Annotated in this window: 15 protein-coding genes; 10 read left to right on the top strand and 5 right to left on the bottom strand. The window is 64.0% G+C overall.

Annotated elements, in window-relative coordinates; genetic code table 11:
• Window positions 1-132: 132 nt before the first annotated feature.
• Window positions 133-606, bottom strand: coding sequence for a PRC-barrel domain-containing protein (locus I4X03_RS21770; RefSeq protein ID WP_223470772.1), 474 nt, complete (start codon window positions 604-606; stop codon window positions 133-135).
• Window positions 607-1,177: 571 nt separating this feature from the next.
• Here I4X03_RS21770 and I4X03_RS21765 point away from each other — a divergent pair.
• The 3 genes from I4X03_RS21765 to I4X03_RS21755 all read left to right on the top strand — a co-directional run bounded on the left by I4X03_RS21765 (window position 1,178) and on the right by I4X03_RS21755 (window position 4,311).
• Window positions 1,178-2,092 (top strand): extracellular catalytic domain type 1 short-chain-length polyhydroxyalkanoate depolymerase, encoded by a 915-nt coding sequence (locus I4X03_RS21765; protein WP_223470770.1) that lies wholly within the window; start codon window positions 1,178-1,180, stop codon window positions 2,090-2,092.
• Between the two features lie 97 nt (window positions 2,093-2,189).
• The gene (gene imuA / locus I4X03_RS21760) at window positions 2,190-2,897 is read left to right on the top strand and encodes a translesion DNA synthesis-associated protein ImuA (protein ID WP_223470768.1); all 708 of its coding nucleotides are present in this window, start codon (window positions 2,190-2,192) and stop codon (window positions 2,895-2,897) included.
• Window positions 2,827-4,311, top strand: coding sequence for a Y-family DNA polymerase (locus tag I4X03_RS21755; protein ID WP_223470766.1), 1,485 nt, complete (start codon window positions 2,827-2,829; stop codon window positions 4,309-4,311). Before imuA ends, I4X03_RS21755 begins: the two co-directional genes overlap by 71 nt.
• A 96-nt stretch (window positions 4,312-4,407) precedes the next feature.
• Here the strand turns inward: I4X03_RS21755 and I4X03_RS21750 are convergent, their stop codons facing one another.
• Window positions 4,408-4,758 carry a hypothetical protein gene (locus tag I4X03_RS21750; protein ID WP_223470764.1) on the bottom strand — a complete coding sequence of 117 codons (351 nt, stop codon included), beginning with the start codon at window positions 4,756-4,758 and terminating at the stop codon, window positions 4,408-4,410.
• A gap of 209 nt (window positions 4,759-4,967) precedes the next feature.
• Here I4X03_RS21750 and I4X03_RS21745 point away from each other — a divergent pair, with 209 nt between their 5' ends.
• The 4 genes from I4X03_RS21745 (at window position 4,968) to I4X03_RS21730 (ending at window position 9,159) form a co-directional block, all read left to right on the top strand.
• A complete protein-coding gene (locus tag I4X03_RS21745; protein ID WP_223470762.1) occupies window positions 4,968-5,438 on the top strand; it encodes an Hsp20 family protein in 471 nt (156 codons plus the stop codon).
• A 140-nt stretch (window positions 5,439-5,578) separates the two neighbouring features.
• Window positions 5,579-7,108 carry a DegQ family serine endoprotease gene (locus tag I4X03_RS21740; protein WP_223470760.1) on the top strand — a complete coding sequence of 510 codons (1,530 nt, stop codon included), beginning with the start codon at window positions 5,579-5,581 and terminating at the stop codon, window positions 7,106-7,108.
• Between the two features lie 42 nt (window positions 7,109-7,150).
• On the top strand, window positions 7,151-7,813 hold the full coding sequence (locus I4X03_RS21735; protein WP_223470895.1) for a response regulator: 663 nt from the start codon (window positions 7,151-7,153) through the stop codon (window positions 7,811-7,813).
• The gene (locus I4X03_RS21730; RefSeq protein ID WP_223470758.1) at window positions 7,810-9,159 is read left to right on the top strand and encodes an ATP-binding protein; all 1,350 of its coding nucleotides are present in this window, start codon (window positions 7,810-7,812) and stop codon (window positions 9,157-9,159) included. Before I4X03_RS21735 ends, I4X03_RS21730 begins: the two co-directional genes overlap by 4 nt.
• On the opposite strand, the gene I4X03_RS21725 is transcribed toward I4X03_RS21730, so the two are convergent.
• A complete protein-coding gene (locus tag I4X03_RS21725) occupies window positions 9,131-10,036 on the bottom strand; it encodes an alpha/beta fold hydrolase (RefSeq protein WP_223470757.1) in 906 nt (301 codons plus the stop codon). The two genes, I4X03_RS21730 and I4X03_RS21725, sit on opposite strands and share 29 nt — an antisense overlap.
• 113 nt (window positions 10,037-10,149) lie before the next feature.
• Between I4X03_RS21725 and I4X03_RS21720 the strand changes: the two genes are divergently transcribed.
• The 3 genes from I4X03_RS21720 to I4X03_RS21710 are packed head-to-tail and all read left to right on the top strand — an operon-like array spanning window position 10,150 to window position 11,195.
• Window positions 10,150-10,482, top strand: coding sequence for an ArsR/SmtB family transcription factor (locus tag I4X03_RS21720; protein ID WP_223470755.1), 333 nt, complete (start codon window positions 10,150-10,152; stop codon window positions 10,480-10,482).
• Window positions 10,483-10,490: 8 nt separating this feature from the next.
• Complete coding sequence (locus tag I4X03_RS21715) at window positions 10,491-10,727, top strand: hypothetical protein (RefSeq protein WP_223470753.1); 237 nt, start codon at window positions 10,491-10,493, stop codon at window positions 10,725-10,727.
• 30 nt (window positions 10,728-10,757) lie between these two features.
• Window positions 10,758-11,195, top strand: coding sequence for a protein kinase family protein (locus tag I4X03_RS21710; protein ID WP_223470751.1), 438 nt, complete (start codon window positions 10,758-10,760; stop codon window positions 11,193-11,195).
• 103 nt (window positions 11,196-11,298) lie between these two features.
• Here I4X03_RS21710 and I4X03_RS21705 read toward each other — a convergent pair whose 3' ends face one another.
• Together I4X03_RS21705 and I4X03_RS21700 are read right to left on the bottom strand one after the other, a co-directional pair.
• Window positions 11,299-13,119 (bottom strand): M61 family metallopeptidase, encoded by a 1,821-nt coding sequence (locus I4X03_RS21705; protein ID WP_223470749.1) that lies wholly within the window; start codon window positions 13,117-13,119, stop codon window positions 11,299-11,301.
• A 149-nt stretch (window positions 13,120-13,268) separates the two neighbouring features.
• On the bottom strand, window positions 13,269-15,662 hold the full coding sequence (locus I4X03_RS21700) for a TonB-dependent receptor plug domain-containing protein (RefSeq protein ID WP_223470747.1): 2,394 nt from the start codon (window positions 15,660-15,662) through the stop codon (window positions 13,269-13,271).
• Window positions 15,663-15,860: the final 198 nt, after the last annotated feature.

The raw sequence follows: 15,860 nt of genomic DNA, 5'->3' as shown, positions 1-15,860 counted from the left end.
ACTACGTGCTCTTCCGCCCCTTGATAGGATGATCGCGAACGGCTTCCACAGGCCCATCGCGGACGCTTCGGCGTTGCTGCTTCATCGTCACCGGCCGGTTCACGCAGTGAAGTCGTCGCGCACCCTGCGCGTTTAATGCTGCGCGCCGCTGCCCGCGCCGCCGGTCCGCCTGGAGGTCATGCCTGGATGCCAGGCTTCGCCAACGCCGCTGACGGTCCGGTCGGTTCCGTAGAAGGCGTCGATCTGGTCGGCCCAGCGCGCCTCGCTCATGTCGGGCCAGGCGTCAGGGTCGAAGCCTGGGGCGTTGGACAGCCTTTGCTTGTCGACATTGAGTACGAAGCGCTTGTTGACGGTATCGAGGTGCAGTGCCTGCCAGGGTACGGCAAACAATTTTTCGCCCATGCCGAGGAAGCCGCCAAATGCCAGCACCGCATACGCCACTTGCCCGTTACGCATATCAAGCATGATTTCCTTGATGTCGCCCAGCTTTTCTTCCTGCCCATTGACTACACTGTCACCGATGAGGGTGTCGGCGCCCATCAGCGCGGGGCCGGGGCCGGAGCTGCTCTTATAGATACCGTACTTGTCGCGATCTGCGTAGCTCATCTGTTTTCTCCCGTTTAGCGTCGTCAGTTGCCACTCCCGCCAGGAGTGGGGTTCGAGTGTGAGTTGTCTCCTCACCTGTTCCAGCGTAAGGCTTGGGAAGGGTCTGCTTTTGGCGTGTGTCAATCGTGCGGAAGCGGTCAGCGCGCGCGTTATTGTTGTGTTTTTGCCATATGAGCGATAACGCACAGAACGCCTGTTTCCTGATTGCTACTCTAGTGAAAACTTGGAGGCATTACATGATGTTCATTAGCGCACGCTGCAACAACGCCGGCCCACTGGGCAAACCTATTCCAACCCGCTCGCTCGCCGCGACCCTGCTGGCGCGCCTGCCGGTACTGTCAAGGCTTCGATGGTAAAACTGGTTCAGCCGTGGTTGCGCAGCCTGCTGCGAACTGCGAAAAAACAGCAGCGCTCCACTGCTCGCGCCGTAAAGACGCTGCTGGCTGTTCCAAAAGTAAAAGCTAAACCTGCTGTAAAAGCGAAAGCGGCTGTAAAAAAAGCGAAGCCTGCTGCCAAGCCGGCGGTTCGCAAGACGCGCTCGCTTACCCCTGCTGGCCCCAAGGCCGTTCCTGTGCTATCCGGGCAGTGGCTGAGCGACCGTTACACCGGGCTCGGCCCCCACGGCGTGCTGCGCACGATGCTGTATTGGCTATATTTGCCGCCAGTCGCGCCAGCGCCGGGCGGCATGCCGCTGGTGATCATGCTGCATGGCTGCGACCAGAACGCGAACAAGTTTGCGCAGGGCACGCGCATGAACCTGCTGGCTGAAAAGCAGGGTGTTGCCGTCGTTTATCCGCAGCAGTCCGTGACGAGCCATCCCCAGGCTTGCTGGAAATGGTATGACCGCGCGACCCAGGAGGGCGGCGGCGACGTCAGCCTCATTGTCGGCATCATCAATACAGTCACCGCTTCGCATCCCATCGACCGTTCGCGCATTTATATCTGCGGCTTTTCCGCCGGCGGCGCCATGGCGCATATCGTCGCGCTCAATCATCCAGGCCTGATTGCCGCGGTTGGCGTGCATTCCTCGCCGCTGTTCGGCGCGGCGCGCGGCGCGGTGGCCGCCATCAAGGTGATGCTCCAGGGCGATGCCCGCCGCGCTGGGCCAGCGATCCAGGAAGTACTCGACCGTCAGCCCGGCTTTCCCCTGATGCCAACCATCTTGCTGCACGGCGAATCGGACCGGGTGGTCCGTCCGATCAACCAGGCGCATCTGGAAGAGCAGTCCCTGCTGCTCAATCGGGTGCCTGACGGCACACCGGTCGATATCACCACGCGCGAACGCACCAGCCGCACGTTTGCGTACCGCTTGCGCGACGTCAGCCTGCGGCGCAAACTTCTGCTGCGGGTGGTGCAAATTTCGGAACTCCAGCATGCCTGGAGCGGTGGCGACGCCAGCCTGGCGTTCAATTCCGGTCCCGGGCCAACCTCCAGCAAACTCCTGCTCGACTTCTTTTCCCGCCACAGCAGGGCAGGTAACGTCTGAATCCAAAGTCAAGGCCACACCGCAAAAAGATAGGTCTTGCCAAAGCCGCTTTCGACTAGTACTGTACATCCATACAGTACTTTCTGGCAGTTTGATCATGACTTCTCTACACTCTATTCCCGCGCCGGAGGCCTTGCATCCTTCCTTGTGGCTGGCTTCCCAGCTGGCGCAGTCGCACGCCCGTTGCGTCGATACGGGGCATCCCACCTTGTCGGCGCAGTTGCCCGGCGGGGGCTGGCCGACCGGCACGCTCAACGAATTATTGCTCCAGCAATCGGGCATCGGCGAGATGCGCCTGTTGCGTCCTTCCTTGCAAACTGTGGCCAGGCGCCGCATCGTGCTGCTGCAGCCGCCGCATCCGCCCCAGGCGCTGGCGCTGGCCGCCCTGGGCATCCAGCCATCGCAGCTGCTGTGGGTGCGGTCCAGCCGCAGCGCAGACGCGCTGTGGGCGGCCGAACAGGTGTTGCGCAGCGGTAGCTGCGGTGCGCTGCTGTTCTGGCACAGCCATGCGCGCGGCGAAGCGCTGCGCCGGCTGAACCTGGCCGCGCAAAGCGGCGAAACCCTGTTCTTCATGCTGCGTCCGCTGGCTGCCGCGCAAGACGCCTCGCCCGCGCCGTTGCGCCTGAGCCTGCGTCCAGCCGCAGGCGGCATGGAAATCGGTTTCGTCAAACGCCGGGGGCCGCAGCGTGATGCGCCGCTGTTCCTCCCACTCACACCTTCTTTACTGCAACGCCATGCGCCTCTGGATCGGCCTCTACCTGCCCCAGCTACCGCTCGAGGTCTTCTGCCCGAACTGGTCCAGTGACGACGCCGGCAGCGTCGTCCTGGAGCAGGAGCGCGTGCTGGCGGTCTCGCCGCTGGCGCGCGCGGCCGGAGTGCAGCCGGGCATGCGCCGCGGCGGCGTGCTCATGCTCATGCCCGAAGCGCGCCTGTACGAACGCACTGCCGAGCGCGAGGCCGATGCCTTGCATGCCGTCGCGATGGCCCTGCTGCAGTACACGCCACTGGTGGCGCAGGCGGAAGAATCGACGCTGCTGATCGACATCGGCGCCAGCCTGAGCCTGTTTGGCGGCATCCGCGCGCTGCGGCGGCGCATCCGCGACAACATGCGCGCGCTCGGCTTTACCGCCGTGCTCAGTTGCGCGCCGACGGCACGCGGCGCCTGGCTGCTGGCGCGCCACCAAGGGGGCAGGGCGCTTGGCATGCCGTCGCTGGTGCGCCAGCTCGACCGGCTGCCGTGCGCCTTGCTGCCGCCGGCGCGTCCATTCGCTGCCTGGATCGAGGGTATCGGCTGCTTCAGCCTGGGTGAAATGCGGCGCCTGCCGCGCCCTGGCCTGCAGCGCCGCTGCGGCCGCGCGCTGCTCGACATGTTCGACGCCGCCTACGGCATGACACCTGAATTATTCGACTGGATCGAAGCGCCCACCACGTTCCGCGCCCATCTTGAATTATTCGACCGCGTCGAGAATGCCGAAGCGCTGCTGTTCGGCGCCCACCGCTTGCTGCTGCAATTGACAGGCTGGCTGTGCGCGCGCCAGCTCGCCGTCGAGCGCATCACCTTGCAGCTGGAGCACGAGCGCGGCAAGGTGGCGCGTCCGCCCACCCTGATTGAAATCGTGCTGGCTGAACCGACATGGCGCGACGAGCACCTGGTGCGGCTGCTGAAGGAAAGGCTGGGCAAGCAGGAGCTGGTGGCGCACGTGATCGGCCTGTGCCTTGAAGCGTTGCAGGTGCAGCCGATGGCGCCGCCAAGCGAGTCGCTGTTTCCCGAACCGGGCGGCAGCGAGGAAGACCAGCTGCGCATGCTCGAGCTGCTGGTCGCGCGACTGGGTCCGGACAACGTGTTGCAGGCGGCGCCGCAGGCCGATTATCGGCCCGAGCTGGCCAATGCCTGGGTGCCGGTGCAGAAGAAAATCAGGCAGGCGGTGCTGGATGCGCAGATGCCGCCCGACGTGCTCAGCCTGCCGCGGCCGGTGTGGCTGCTGGCCAAGCCGATCGCGCTGCTGATGCGCAATCACCGGCCGTTTTATGGCTCGCCGCTGAAGATGGCATCAACCCCGGAACGCATCGAGGCAGGGTGGTGGAGCCAGGCCCACGCGCGCGATTATTTTATCGCCGAGGGGCTGGACCATGCGCATTACTGGGTGTATCGCGAACGCATCGCGGGCATGGCCGGGGACGCCGAGCCGCGGTGGTATTTGCATGGATTGTTTGCGTGACTTGCTGGGCCGCATGCCCAATTCCGCGGATGCGGGGGGCGAGTCCCTCCCGCATCCGCCCAGCGGTTCCAGATCAGCCCTCAAGAGAGGGCCGGTTTATTCCTCGTCGAATTCCTCGGCCAGGTTTTTCCAGCCTTTGCTCTTGGCAAACGCGCTGAATTCTTCCGGCGCTTCGAGCACGATCAGCTTGCGGTCCTGCAAGCCCGGATCGCTGGGGCCGAAGTCCGGACCCTTGTAGCCCATGGTGCGCAACTGGTCGATGACCTTGCTGGCCAATACCTTGTCCTTGTACAGGCCGGGTTCGACCGGCGCGGCGAAGTCAACGTACACGTCAATGATTCCGTAGCCCTCGTCGAAGATGCGAATGCCCTTGACGTCGTGGGAACGGCCGGTGCTGTCCACGGCCTTGAATGGTCCGCTCAGCTGGATGTCGGTATCTGTAGTCATGGAACAAGCATACACCATCGATGCGCGCCGCATGCCGCCGGCGCTTGCGTGCGCGGGTCGGCGCGGGCCGAATTTTTTTCGGCAGGCGGCCTCGAAAATCATATTTTTTTTGCCCTTGAAAAGAGCGAACGCTGCCATTAGATGGGGAGCAACGGATGCTCCACGGAGGTCCGTCAACTTATCGCTTAACTTTGACAAGGATATTTATCATGCGTACTTTCGACCTTACTCCTCTTTATCGTTCCGCTATCGGCTTCGATCGCCTGGCCCAGCTGCTTGAGCAGCGCGCCGACGCCCAGCCTAGCTATCCTCCATACAACATCGAACTGGTCAGCGAAGACAAGTACCGCATCGTGATGGCACTTGCCGGCTTCGACCGTTCGGAAGTCGAGATCGTCGCCGAGCGTGACACCTTGCATGTCACCGGCCGCAAGCAGAAGGATGACGCCCAGCGCACCTACCTGCACCGCGGCATCGCGGCGCGCGATTTCGAGCAGCGCTTCCAGCTCGCCAATCACGTCAAGGTCACCACGGCATCGTTCGACAACGGCATGCTGACCATTGAACTGGTGCGCGAAGTACCGGAAGCGCTCAAGCCACGCAAGATCACCATCGGCGGCGGCGACGCCATCGGCGGCGGTGACAACGTGCAGGCACTGGAGCAGCGCCAGGCCGCGTAATCACGGCGCGAACTGAGTAGGACCAGGGGGGCGCTCGCGGTTGGGGTGCCCCTTTCTACGACCGGCTTTAAGGAAACATTAAGTCTGGTGCTGCACACTGAACCCATCGGTAAACCTTTTCCATCCCAGGAGTACGTTAAATGCAAAACGTAGTTGCTACTACTGCCATCAGCGCGAAGCGACTCACTCTGGCACTTGTCGCCGCAGGCGCCATCGGCGGAGCGGTTGGCGCGGTCGCGGTCAATCACAACAATGCGGTGGCGTCCGGCGCCGTCAGCGCCGCGGCGCCCCTTGCAGCCCCGGTTCCGCCCGCTGCCATCGGCGCGCCCACGCAGGTTGCCGCAGGCGTCGTCTTGCCTGACTTCACCCAGATCGTCTCGCGCATGGGACCGGCGGTTGTCAACATCCAGGTGACCGGCAGCACCAAGACCAGCGCCGGGCCGAATGCCCGCCTGCCGCGCGGTAACGAAAACGATCCATTCTTTGAATTTTTCCGTCGCTTCCAGGACCCGCGCGCGCAGCGCGGCCAGCGCGAGGTTCCCGTTTTTGGCGCCGGTTCCGGGTTCATTATCAGCCCGGACGGTGTCATCCTGACCAATGCGCACGTGGTGCGCGACGCTTCCGAGGTCACGGTCAAGCTGCAGGACCGGCGCGAATACCGCGCCAAGGTGCTGGGCTCCGACCCGAAGACCGACGTTGCGGTACTCAAGATCGAGGCCAAGAACCTGCCAGTGGTCCCGATCGGCAAATCGACCGACCTGAAGGTTGGCGAGTGGGTCATCGCGATCGGCTCGCCGTTCGGCCTCGAGAGCAGCGTGACCGCCGGTGTGGTCAGCGCCAAGGGCCGTTCCATCGATGACGGCCACGTGCCGTTCATCCAGACCGACGTGGCGGTGAACCCGGGTAATTCGGGCGGCCCGCTGTTTAACACGCGCGGCGAAGTCATCGGCATCAACTCGCAGATCTACAGCCAGACCGGCGGCTACCAGGGCCTGTCGTTCGCCATTCCGATCGACGTGGCCAACCGCATCAAGGACCAGATCGTCACAACCGGCAAGGTGCAGCATGCCAAGCTGGGCGTGACGATCCAGGAAGTGAACCAGGCGTTCGCCGATTCGTTCAACCTGGCGTCGCCCGAAGGCGCGCTGGTGTCGAACATCGAACGCGGCGGCGCGGCCGACAAGGCCGGCCTGAAATCCGGCGACGTGATCCGCAAGCTCAACGGCCAGCCGATCATCGCCTCGGGCGACCTGCCTGCGATGATGAGCACGTCCAAGCCGGGCGACCGGGTGGTGCTCGACGTCTGGCGCGATGGCAAGATCGTGCAGATCCCGGCCAAGCTCGGCAACGCCAGCGACAAGGTCGCCGCCGCCGAACCGGAGGCGGTCGACGCCGCCGAGCCGGGCGGCAAGCTGGGCCTGTCGCTGCGTCCGCTCGAGCCGATCGAAAAGCGCCAGTCGGGCATCGCGTCCGGCCTGGTCATTGAAGATGCCGGCGGCGCCTCCGCCAGCGCGGGTGTGCAGGCCGGTGACGTACTGCTGTCGATAAATGGTCGTCCGGTAAGCTCGGTCGCCCAGGTACGCGACGTGGTGGGCAAGTCGACCAAATCGGTCGCCTTGCTGATTCAGCGCGGGAATGACAGAATATTCATTCCTGTGCGGATCGGGTAAGTTCGTTCTCGTCCACCGCATTAATCGAGAAACGGGGAAGTGATGCGGCTACTGCTGGTGGAAGACGATACGATGATCGGCGAAGTAGTGCTCGACCTGCTCAGGGCCGAGCACTACGCCGTCGACTGGGTCAAGGATGGCGAAATGGCCGACACGGCGCTGCTGCAATCGCAGGCCTACGACCTGGTGCTGCTCGATCTTGGCCTGCCGCGCAAGGACGGCATTGAAGTATTGCGCTCGATGCGCTCGCGCAAGGACCAGACGCCGGTGCTGGTCGCCACCGCGCGCGACTCGGTCGAACAGCGCATCGCCGGGCTCGACGCCGGCGCCGACGACTACGTCCTCAAACCCTACGACCTCGATGAACTGCTGGCGCGGATTCGCGCCTTGCTGCGCCGCTCGGCCGGCCGCGGCGAACCGGTGTTCGAATACAAGAACATCAGCATCAATCCGGCCACCCGCGAAGTGCAGGTCGACGGCGCGATGGTCACCTTGTCGGCGCGCGAATGGGCCGTGCTCGAAGCGCTGATTGCGCGCCCCGGCGTGGTGCTGTCGCGGCCGCAGCTGGAAGAAAAGCTGTACAGCTGGCGCGATGAAGTCAGCAGCAATGCGGTTGAAGTGTATATCCACGGCCTGCGCAAGAAACTGGGCAGCGAATTGATCCAGAACGTGCGCGGGGTCGGCTACATGGTCCCGAAACAATGAAGGTTTCCCACTCGCTGCGCGGGCGCCTGCTGTGGTTCCTGCTGGCCGCCATCTCGATCGCCACCCTGGCGCAAGGCTCGATCGCCTACCGCACCTCGCTGAGCGACGCCGACCAGATCTTCGACTACCACATGCAGCAGATGGCGCTGTCGCTGCGCTCGGGCGCGCCGCTGTCAAGCGCCCAGGCGCGCGAATCGACCGAGGCCGCCGCCGAGAACAACGACCTGATGGTGCAGGTCTGGACGCCGGACGGCGTGCAGGTGTTCCGCACCTACTCGCGCGCGCGCCTGCCGCAACGCGCGGTACTGGGCTTCTCGAACGTCAAGGCCAACGGCACCACCTACCGCATCTTCTCGGTCCAGACGCGCAACCAGACCGTCCAGGTGGCGCAGGACATGGCGGTGCGCCGCAAGATCGCCGGCAACCTCGCGCTGCGCACGGTGGGGCCGATCGCGGTGATGATGCCGATCCTGATGCTGGTGGTCTGGTGGGTCGTCAGCGGTTCGCTGGAGCCGGTCGCGCGGGTGCGCAAGCAGGTCGCGGCGCGCCAGGCCGATGACCTGTCGCCGGTGTCCGAATCCGGTTTGCCCGATGAAGTACTGCCGCTGGTGCAGGAACTGAACCTGCTGTTCGGCAGGGTCAAAACCGCCTTCGACGCCCAGCAGCACTTTGTCGCCGACGCCGCCCACGAGCTGCGTACGCCGCTGGCCGCACTCAAACTGCAGGCGCAAAGCCTGGAACGCGCCGACTCGGAAGAAGCGCGCGGCGTCGCCGTGGGACGCCTCACGGCCGGCATCGAACGGGCCACGCGGCTGGTCGAGCAGCTGCTGGTGCTGGCGCGGCAGGAAGCCAGCGCGGCCAGCGGCGTCAAGGTCCAGCACGTGCAGCTGGCTGACCTGGCGCGCCGCATCCTGGGCGACCTGGCGGGGCCGGCCCAGGCGAAGGGCATCGATGTGGGCCTGGAACGCGCTGACAGCGTCAGCATCCAGGGCCAGCCTGACGGCTTGGCGATCCTGATGCGCAACCTGATCGACAACGCGATCAAATACACGCCAGCCGACGGCAAGGTCGATGTCGAAGTGCGCGCCAGCGGCGACGGCGCCGTGCTGACCGTCGAGGACAGCGGTCCGGGCGTGGCCCCGGAAGAGCGCGACAGGGTGTTCGACCGCTTCTACCGCATCGCCGGCAGCGAAGCTGGCGGCAGCGGCATCGGCATGGCGATCGTCAAGGCCATCGCCGACCGCCACGGCGCCAAGCTGGTGCTGGACCAGTCGGAGCGATTGGGCGGCTTGCGCGTGCGGGTGGAATTCCCCGGGCCTAGCGCTGCTGGCCGAGGAACCGCCTGACTTCGGACTGGAACTGCTCCGACTGGTCCCACATGATGAAGTGAGCGCTCGATGGAATGCGCTTGAGGGTGGCGCCTTTCAGGGGCGCATACGCGGCCTTGTAGGCGGCGTCCATCGCGGCGTCGGTCATGCCCGGGGTCTTCGTCACCACGTACAGCACCGTGGCCGGTACAGTTACCTTTTCAAGTTCCGGCCGCAGATCGGTCACGATCAATTCATGGAACGCCTGCGCAACCACGTCCGGGTCGCTCTTGATCGAATCGTCCACCGCCCCCTCGCGCATGGCGACGGTATCGACCATGCTGGCGATGGTCGCGGTGGCGCGGGCCTGGCGCGCCGCCGGATCGGCGCTGCGCAACTGCGCGACGACGGCGTCGGCGGTCGGCTTGACGCTTTCCGAGGTCGTCCCAGGAGGCCCGAACATCGCGCCCAGGAACGGCAGCATGTCCACCACCATCAATTTCGACAGCGCGTTCGGATGGCGGCTGGCCACCATCATGCCCACCGTGCCGCCCATCGAGTGGCCGATCACCGCAGGCCGTTCAAGGCTGTTGACCATGATGTAGCGCGCGATCTCGTCGGCCACCGGCGCGGCCACCTTGCCTTGCGCGTTCAGGCCGCGTGCGTGGCCCGCGAAACCCGACACCTGCACCAGGTGGTAGCGGTAGCCCGGCACCGCGCGCACCAGTTCGCGCCACACGCGCGGCGACGACCCCAGACCGGGAATCAGGATGACATCTTTCCCTTTGCCTTCGGTGGTGACTGCGATGCGGTCGGATTCGAATTCGGCCGCGGTGGCCGGTAGCAGTGCTGACGATGCGATGGCAAACAACAGCGACGCCAGTAACAGGCGACGGGTAAGGGTGGAACGCGGCATGGATGGTCTCCTCAGTGGAGAAGAGATACTCATCAATCTGTCCAATGTTGTCAAGTAGATACCGGCACGATTTATCGCTTGACTCGCTTTCACGTGTCAGATAATCTTTACACGTGAAAGAGAAAAACCAATTATTTGAAGGAGACGTGCTGCTGGCGATGCTGTCGGCCCTGTCCAATCCCCACCGCCTGCGGATTATCGCGTCGCTGGAGGCGGGCGGCCGCAATTACGTCAGCCAGCTGGCGCGGGAAATCGGCATCAGCCGTCCGCTGCTCCACCTGCACCTTCAAAAGCTGGAAAGCGCCGGGCTGGTCACCAGCCAGATGGAAGTGTCTGGCGATGGCAAGGCGCTCAACTACTTTGAAGTCACCCGTTTCAACATTGCACTCACGCCGGACGCGATCGCACAAGCCGTGAAGACCCTGACAACCAACCTTGAGAAATAGAGAACGAAATGGCCGAACACGTTTACTTGTTGACGCTCTTCCTGCCGCTTGGAACGGTACTGCTGATTTTCGGCATGAAGTACTACGCCGCGGTCCAGCAGGCCAAGGCGCGCCTCGCCAGCGATGACGCGTACCGCCAGGTGGCGGAACAGGCGGTAGCGGCGCAGGCGGAAACGGCGGCCGCGCTCGCCGACTTGAAGATCCGCCTGGCGACGATCGAAAAAATTTTGAGGGAAGTCGAGTAAAGCAGTCCAACCAACCGTGAAGGAATTGCGATGTCTGAAGTCAGCACAGTAAGGCTGTACCTGCTAAGGGCGATGTACCTGTTGATTGCCGTCGGCATGGGGATGAACGTCTGGCCATTGATCGTCTCGCCGCCGACGCTGATCGCGAATTCAAGTACCGTCATCTGGGCGCTGTTTGGCGGGCTAACGCTGATGTGCATGCTTGGCGTACGCTACCCGCTGCAGATGCTGCCGGTGCTGATGTTCGAACTGGCGTGGAAAGTCATCTGGGTGGTCGCATTTGCCCTGCCGATGTGGATGGGGCCAGGGCTGGACGCGTATGCCGCCGAGACGCTGTTCGCTACCGGGCTGGGGGTTGTGCTGGTGCCGCTGGTGCTGCCTTGGGGGTATGTGGTGAGGCACTACATCAAGGCGCCGGCGGCGCCTTGGGGGAAAGCTAGCGTCGGAACCGTAAAGCACGCGACCTGAAAACGTAGGGCGGAAGAGCGAAGCGTCATCCGCCGAACATGCGTCACGTTGACGCTCATTCGGCGGATGACGCTCCGCTCTTCCGCCCTACGTTTGGACGAGCTTACTTCTTCTTGGCTTCGTCTTTCGGCCACGGCATTCCCAGCCACGCCGCGTTCAAGGCCTTCTGCTCCGCGGTCGGCTTGTCCAGCGCCTTGACCTTGGCTTTGCCCTTCGGCTGCAGCACAGGCGTCAGCTGAACTTCGCGCAGTTCGTCGCGGCGGAACATGTGCAGCTTGAATGGCGCCGCCTTCGACAGGTACAGCTTCTCCGACAGGTCCTTGGCCGATACCTTCAGGCCGTTCACCGCCACCAGCACGTCGCCGGACACGATCCCGGCCTTCCACGCCGGGCCGTCGCGCTCGACTTCCGTCACCACCGCCGGGTCGCTGCCTTCGCGCATCTTCCAGCCGGCCCACCATTCTTCCTTCTGCTCTTCGTCCTTCGGCACGTCGATCATGTACTGCAGGCCGACCGTCTTGAGCAGGTCGGCGAACGGAATCTCGGCGGTGCCGTCGACGTACTGCGCCCACCAGCCGCTCCAGTCGTTGCCGCTGACCTGGCGCAGCGCTGCCTTGACCGCCATCGGGTCGTAGCCGCCCTGTGCCACCGAGTGCTTGTCGAACAACACGCGGTGCATGTCTTCGAGGCCTTTGGCGCCCTTGGTCTGGCGGCGCAGCTCGATGTCCATCATCAGCGCCAGGACCTGGCCCTTCGAGTAGATGTTCACCGACGCGTTGCGGGCGCGTTCGCCGCCCACCGAGATCCATTCGTCGAAGCTCGATTCGGCTGCGCTCTGGTGGAACCGGCCCGGCTGGTGCAGGTAGTCGTCGATGGTCTTCGCGTACTCCTCCATGAACTCTTCGCGCTTCTGCAGGCCCGCGCGCAGCACGATCAGTTCATCGTAGTACGAGGTGTGGCCTTCGGCGATCCACAGCAGCGTGTTGTAGTTCTCCTTCTGGTATTCGTAAGGGACCATCTCCTTCGGACGGTACGCCTTGACGTTCCAGGTGTGGAAAAACTCGTGCGCCGCGGTGCGCAGGAAACCGAGGTAGTCCTTGCGCTTGGCGAACATCCAGCGCGGACGCTGGATCACGGTGGAGTTCAGGTGCTCGGTGGCGCCGCCGGCGCCGTCGGTCGCGTGGACGATGAACAGGTAGCGCTGGAACGGCCATTTACCGCCATACAGCTTGCCGCCTTCGACCACGATCTTCTTCAGGTCCTCGGTCATCTTCTTGCCGTCGTAGTTGCCGCGGCCCCAGATCGCCACCTCGATGGTGCGGCCGTCGACGGTCGTGGTGTGGAACTCGTGGATCCCGGTCTCGATCGGCGAATCGACCAGCACATCGTAGTTCGGCGCCACGAAGCAGTGGCCGCATGCGCCCGAGTCCATGCCCGAACGCGATTGCCAGCCTGCCGGCACGTCCAGCTTGACCTTGACCGGTTCGTTGCGGAACGGCTGCGCGTAGACGAACACGCCGCTGGCGTCGAGGTAGGCGTGGGTGTCGTCGATGTGGCGGGTGCGCTCGCCCAGTACATTGGCATACACCTCGTAGCTGACAGTGACGGCGTCGCCAGGCTTGGTCTGGACCTGCCAGGTGCCCTTGTCGGTCTTGGCCACTTGCAGTGCCTCGCCGTTGGCGTTGACCGCCTTGAAGGTGCGCACGCCGTTGGCGAGGTTGAGAATCTGGTAGCGGCCGGTGCGCCAGTTCGGCATCTGCACGTCGAGCGTGGCGCCGCTCACCGCAGGGAAGGTGGCGCGCACTTCGGCCAGGTGCTGGGCGGCGTCGCTGATGCGCAGCTGGTAATCGACATCGGCGCGCGCCGCGGGTGCGGCGGCGAGCAGGAACAGGGGCAGGGCGTAGGCGAGGAGATTTGGTTTCATATCCGGCTGGGTGGATGGCGTAACGCGCAAGTGTATATCAGGCGAACAAGGCAGGCTAGGGCGATGTTCGGCTGTATTTATGCTGGCCCCGAATGAAAAACGGCGCCCTGTGCCGCGAGGCAGAGGGCGCCGTCGTTACGCGAGAGCGTTTAGAACTTGTGCCACAGGCGCGCGAAGTAGGACGCGCCGTTCAGGCCAAACTGCACCGACTCGTACTTGAAGCCGTTGTCGGTTTCGTTCTCGTCCTGCACCGTCGGCTTGACGTTGAAGATGTTGGCGCCGCCCACGGTCAGCTTGGTCTTGTCGCTGAAGCTGTAGGTCAGGCTCAGGTCTGCCGATGTCTTTGGCTTGTAGTGCTGGTTCGGTACCGATTCGCTGCCCGACCACGTGCCCAGCGTCTGCGAGCCGAAGTGGATGATCTTGAATTCGGTGCCGACTTTGCCGAGCAGGTATTCGAACGCCAGCGTCGCCTTGCGGCGCGGGCCGCCCTGCTCGATGAACAGGCGCTCGCGCTCGGACAGCAGCACGTCTTCAAAGCCCTGGAACACCGCAGGCGCATTCACGCCGGTGACTTCGGTCTTGCTCAGGTTCATGGCGAGATAGGTATTGAGCTTGCCCGGTCCGACGTCGGCGCGATGCGACACCGTCAGGTCGAGGCCCTGGGTCCTGGTGTCGATCGAGTTGACGAAGAACTGCGCAGCGCCGACGCCGAGCGTGTTCAGCAGCGGGACGATCGGCGCGAAGTTGTCGGCGTCGAAGCGGCCCGAGAACACGATGCGGTCGTCGATGGCGATGCGATACAGGTCGGCCGTGACCGAGGTCGCTTGGGTCGGGGTCCAGGTCGCGCCCAGCGTGAAGCTGGTCGATTCCTCTTCCTTCAGCTTCGGAATGCCGATCGCATTGGCCACTGCGCCGCCGTTCGGTGCGAACACCGAGTCGATCGGACTGCCGTTGACGAATTCCGTGAAGGTCGACGAGAAGTAAGCCTGCTGCAGCGACGGTGCGCGGAAGCCGGTGCTGGCCGAGCCGCGCAGCAGCACGCCGTCGGCAAGCTTGTAGGCCGCGGCAAGCTTGCCGGTGACGCTGTTGCCGAAGTCGCTGAACTTCTCGTAGCGTACCGCGCTCAATACTTTCAGGCGGTCGGTTACATCGGTTTCGACGTCGATGTAGGCAGCCACGCTGTGGCGGTCGCGGTTGGTCACGTCGGCTGGACGGAAGCCCGGGAAACCCTGGCTTCCTGGGTCGCCGCCAAAGCCTGGGCCGTCGGCATCGATGTAGGAGCCAGGCTCGCCGGCGAAGATCTCGTAGTTCTCGGTGCGGTACTCGGCGCCGAACGCGAGGTTCAGGCCATTCATGATGCCTGGGTAGAAGCGCGCGATGTCCACGTTGGTGGTCATCTGCTCGGCGGAGAAGCCACCGGCGTCAAACTCGGAGGCGCTCTTGCCAGGGCGGCCGGCCAGCAGTTCGGCATTGGCGATCGACGCGTTGAGCGTGTTGCGGATCGTGTAATGCATCTTGTTGTAGCCGTAGGTCTGCGACAGGTCGGCAGTCCAGTCGCCCAGGTTGGTGCGATAGCCGATGGTGCCGTACTGGTCGTCGATGATCGCGTCGATGTACGGGGCGAAGCCGTTCGGGTACATCGCCTGTGCGTTGCGGGTCGGGATCTGGTCCGGGCCGCGGCCGAAGGCGGCCGACGATGCGTCGCGCTTCTGCAGGCCGGCGGTGAAGTACATTTTGCCAGGGCCGGCAGGGATTTCGCCGTTCAGGTAGACAGTCTGGTTCTCGACCTTGGAGTCGCCGATGGTACGCAGGCTGCCAGGGTCGGCGCGGTTGGAGCGGTCGCGGTCGAGGTATTCGGCGGTGATGCCGACAACGCCGCCGGCGACAGGCACGCCGCAGTAGCCCGAGGCCAGCAAGTTCTCGCCGTCGCCCTTGGAGTACTGGCCGTAGCCGAAGATGGTTTCGCAGCCGAGCGATTTTTTCAGCTCGACGTTGATGACGCCGGCGATCGCGTCGGAGCCGTACTGCGCGGCCGCGCCGTCGCGCAGCACCTGGATGTTCTTTACCGCCAGCAGCGGGATCGCGTTCATGTCGGTGCCGGTGTTGCCGCGGTTGCGCGCACCGAAGATGTTCACCAGCGAGGTGCTGTGGCGGCGCTTGCCGTTCATGAGCACCAGGGTCTGGTCCGAACCGAGGCCGCGCAGCGCTGCCGAGTCAACCAGGTCGGCGCCGTCCGCGCCGGTCTGGCGGGTCGAGTTGAACGATGGCGAAATATAGGTCAGGGTCTGGGCGAGGTCGAACTGGCTGCCTTGTTCGGCAAGCTTGGTCATCGGGATGAAGTCGACCGGCACGGCGGTTTCGGTGGCCGAGGTGGTGGCGGCGCGGCGCGAGCCGACAATGCTAACGGTTGGCACCACGTCGCTGGACTGCGCTTGCGGCGCGGCCGGTGCCTGGGCGAAGGCGGCTGGCGCGATGGCAGCCAGGGCGACACTGCCGTACAGGCTGATGAGCACCGAACGGCGAAGGGTGGTGAGTTTGAACACGCGGCATTCCTCCAAGACAAAAAATTCATTCTAAACACTTATCACACCATTAAGTGTGGTTATGGGACAACAGCGTAAATATTGCAACGCACTAGCACCAGCGACTGCCCAGGCATGGTAGACGTGCTGCATTGCGGGGAACGGACTTTGTCGGGCAACGCAGCATCGTCTATACTGTGTTTTTATACAGTACTATTT

The organism is Massilia soli, from assembly GCF_016809835.1.
GTDB lineage: Bacteria > Pseudomonadota > Gammaproteobacteria > Burkholderiales > Burkholderiaceae_D > Telluria_A > Telluria_A soli.
Note: the sequence above shows the minus strand (reverse complement) of the source record. Positions and strands in the feature narration are given on the sequence as shown.

What these genes read in the sequence shown, in the direction of transcription:
- I4X03_RS21770 (WP_223470772.1), bottom strand. Translation starts at nt 606, where the DNA reads ATGAGCTACGCAGATCGCGACAAGTACGGTATCTATAAGAGCAGCTCC.
- imuA (WP_223470768.1), top strand. Translation starts at nt 2,190, where the DNA reads ATGACTTCTCTACACTCTATTCCCGCGCCGGAGGCCTTGCATCCTTCC.
- I4X03_RS21755 (WP_223470766.1), top strand. Translation starts at nt 2,827, where the DNA reads ATGCGCCTCTGGATCGGCCTCTACCTGCCCCAGCTACCGCTCGAGGTC.
- I4X03_RS21750 (WP_223470764.1), bottom strand. Translation starts at nt 4,758, where the DNA reads ATGACTACAGATACCGACATCCAGCTGAGCGGACCATTCAAGGCCGTG.
- I4X03_RS21745 (WP_223470762.1), top strand. Translation starts at nt 4,968, where the DNA reads ATGCGTACTTTCGACCTTACTCCTCTTTATCGTTCCGCTATCGGCTTC.
- I4X03_RS21740 (WP_223470760.1), top strand. Translation starts at nt 5,579, where the DNA reads ATGCAAAACGTAGTTGCTACTACTGCCATCAGCGCGAAGCGACTCACT.
- I4X03_RS21735 (WP_223470895.1), top strand. Translation starts at nt 7,151, where the DNA reads ATGCGGCTACTGCTGGTGGAAGACGATACGATGATCGGCGAAGTAGTG.
- I4X03_RS21730 (WP_223470758.1), top strand. Translation starts at nt 7,810, where the DNA reads ATGAAGGTTTCCCACTCGCTGCGCGGGCGCCTGCTGTGGTTCCTGCTG.
- I4X03_RS21725 (WP_223470757.1), bottom strand. Translation starts at nt 10,036, where the DNA reads ATGCCGCGTTCCACCCTTACCCGTCGCCTGTTACTGGCGTCGCTGTTG.
- I4X03_RS21715 (WP_223470753.1), top strand. Translation starts at nt 10,491, where the DNA reads ATGGCCGAACACGTTTACTTGTTGACGCTCTTCCTGCCGCTTGGAACG.
- I4X03_RS21710 (WP_223470751.1), top strand. Translation starts at nt 10,758, where the DNA reads ATGTCTGAAGTCAGCACAGTAAGGCTGTACCTGCTAAGGGCGATGTAC.
- I4X03_RS21705 (WP_223470749.1), bottom strand. Translation starts at nt 13,119, where the DNA reads ATGAAACCAAATCTCCTCGCCTACGCCCTGCCCCTGTTCCTGCTCGCC.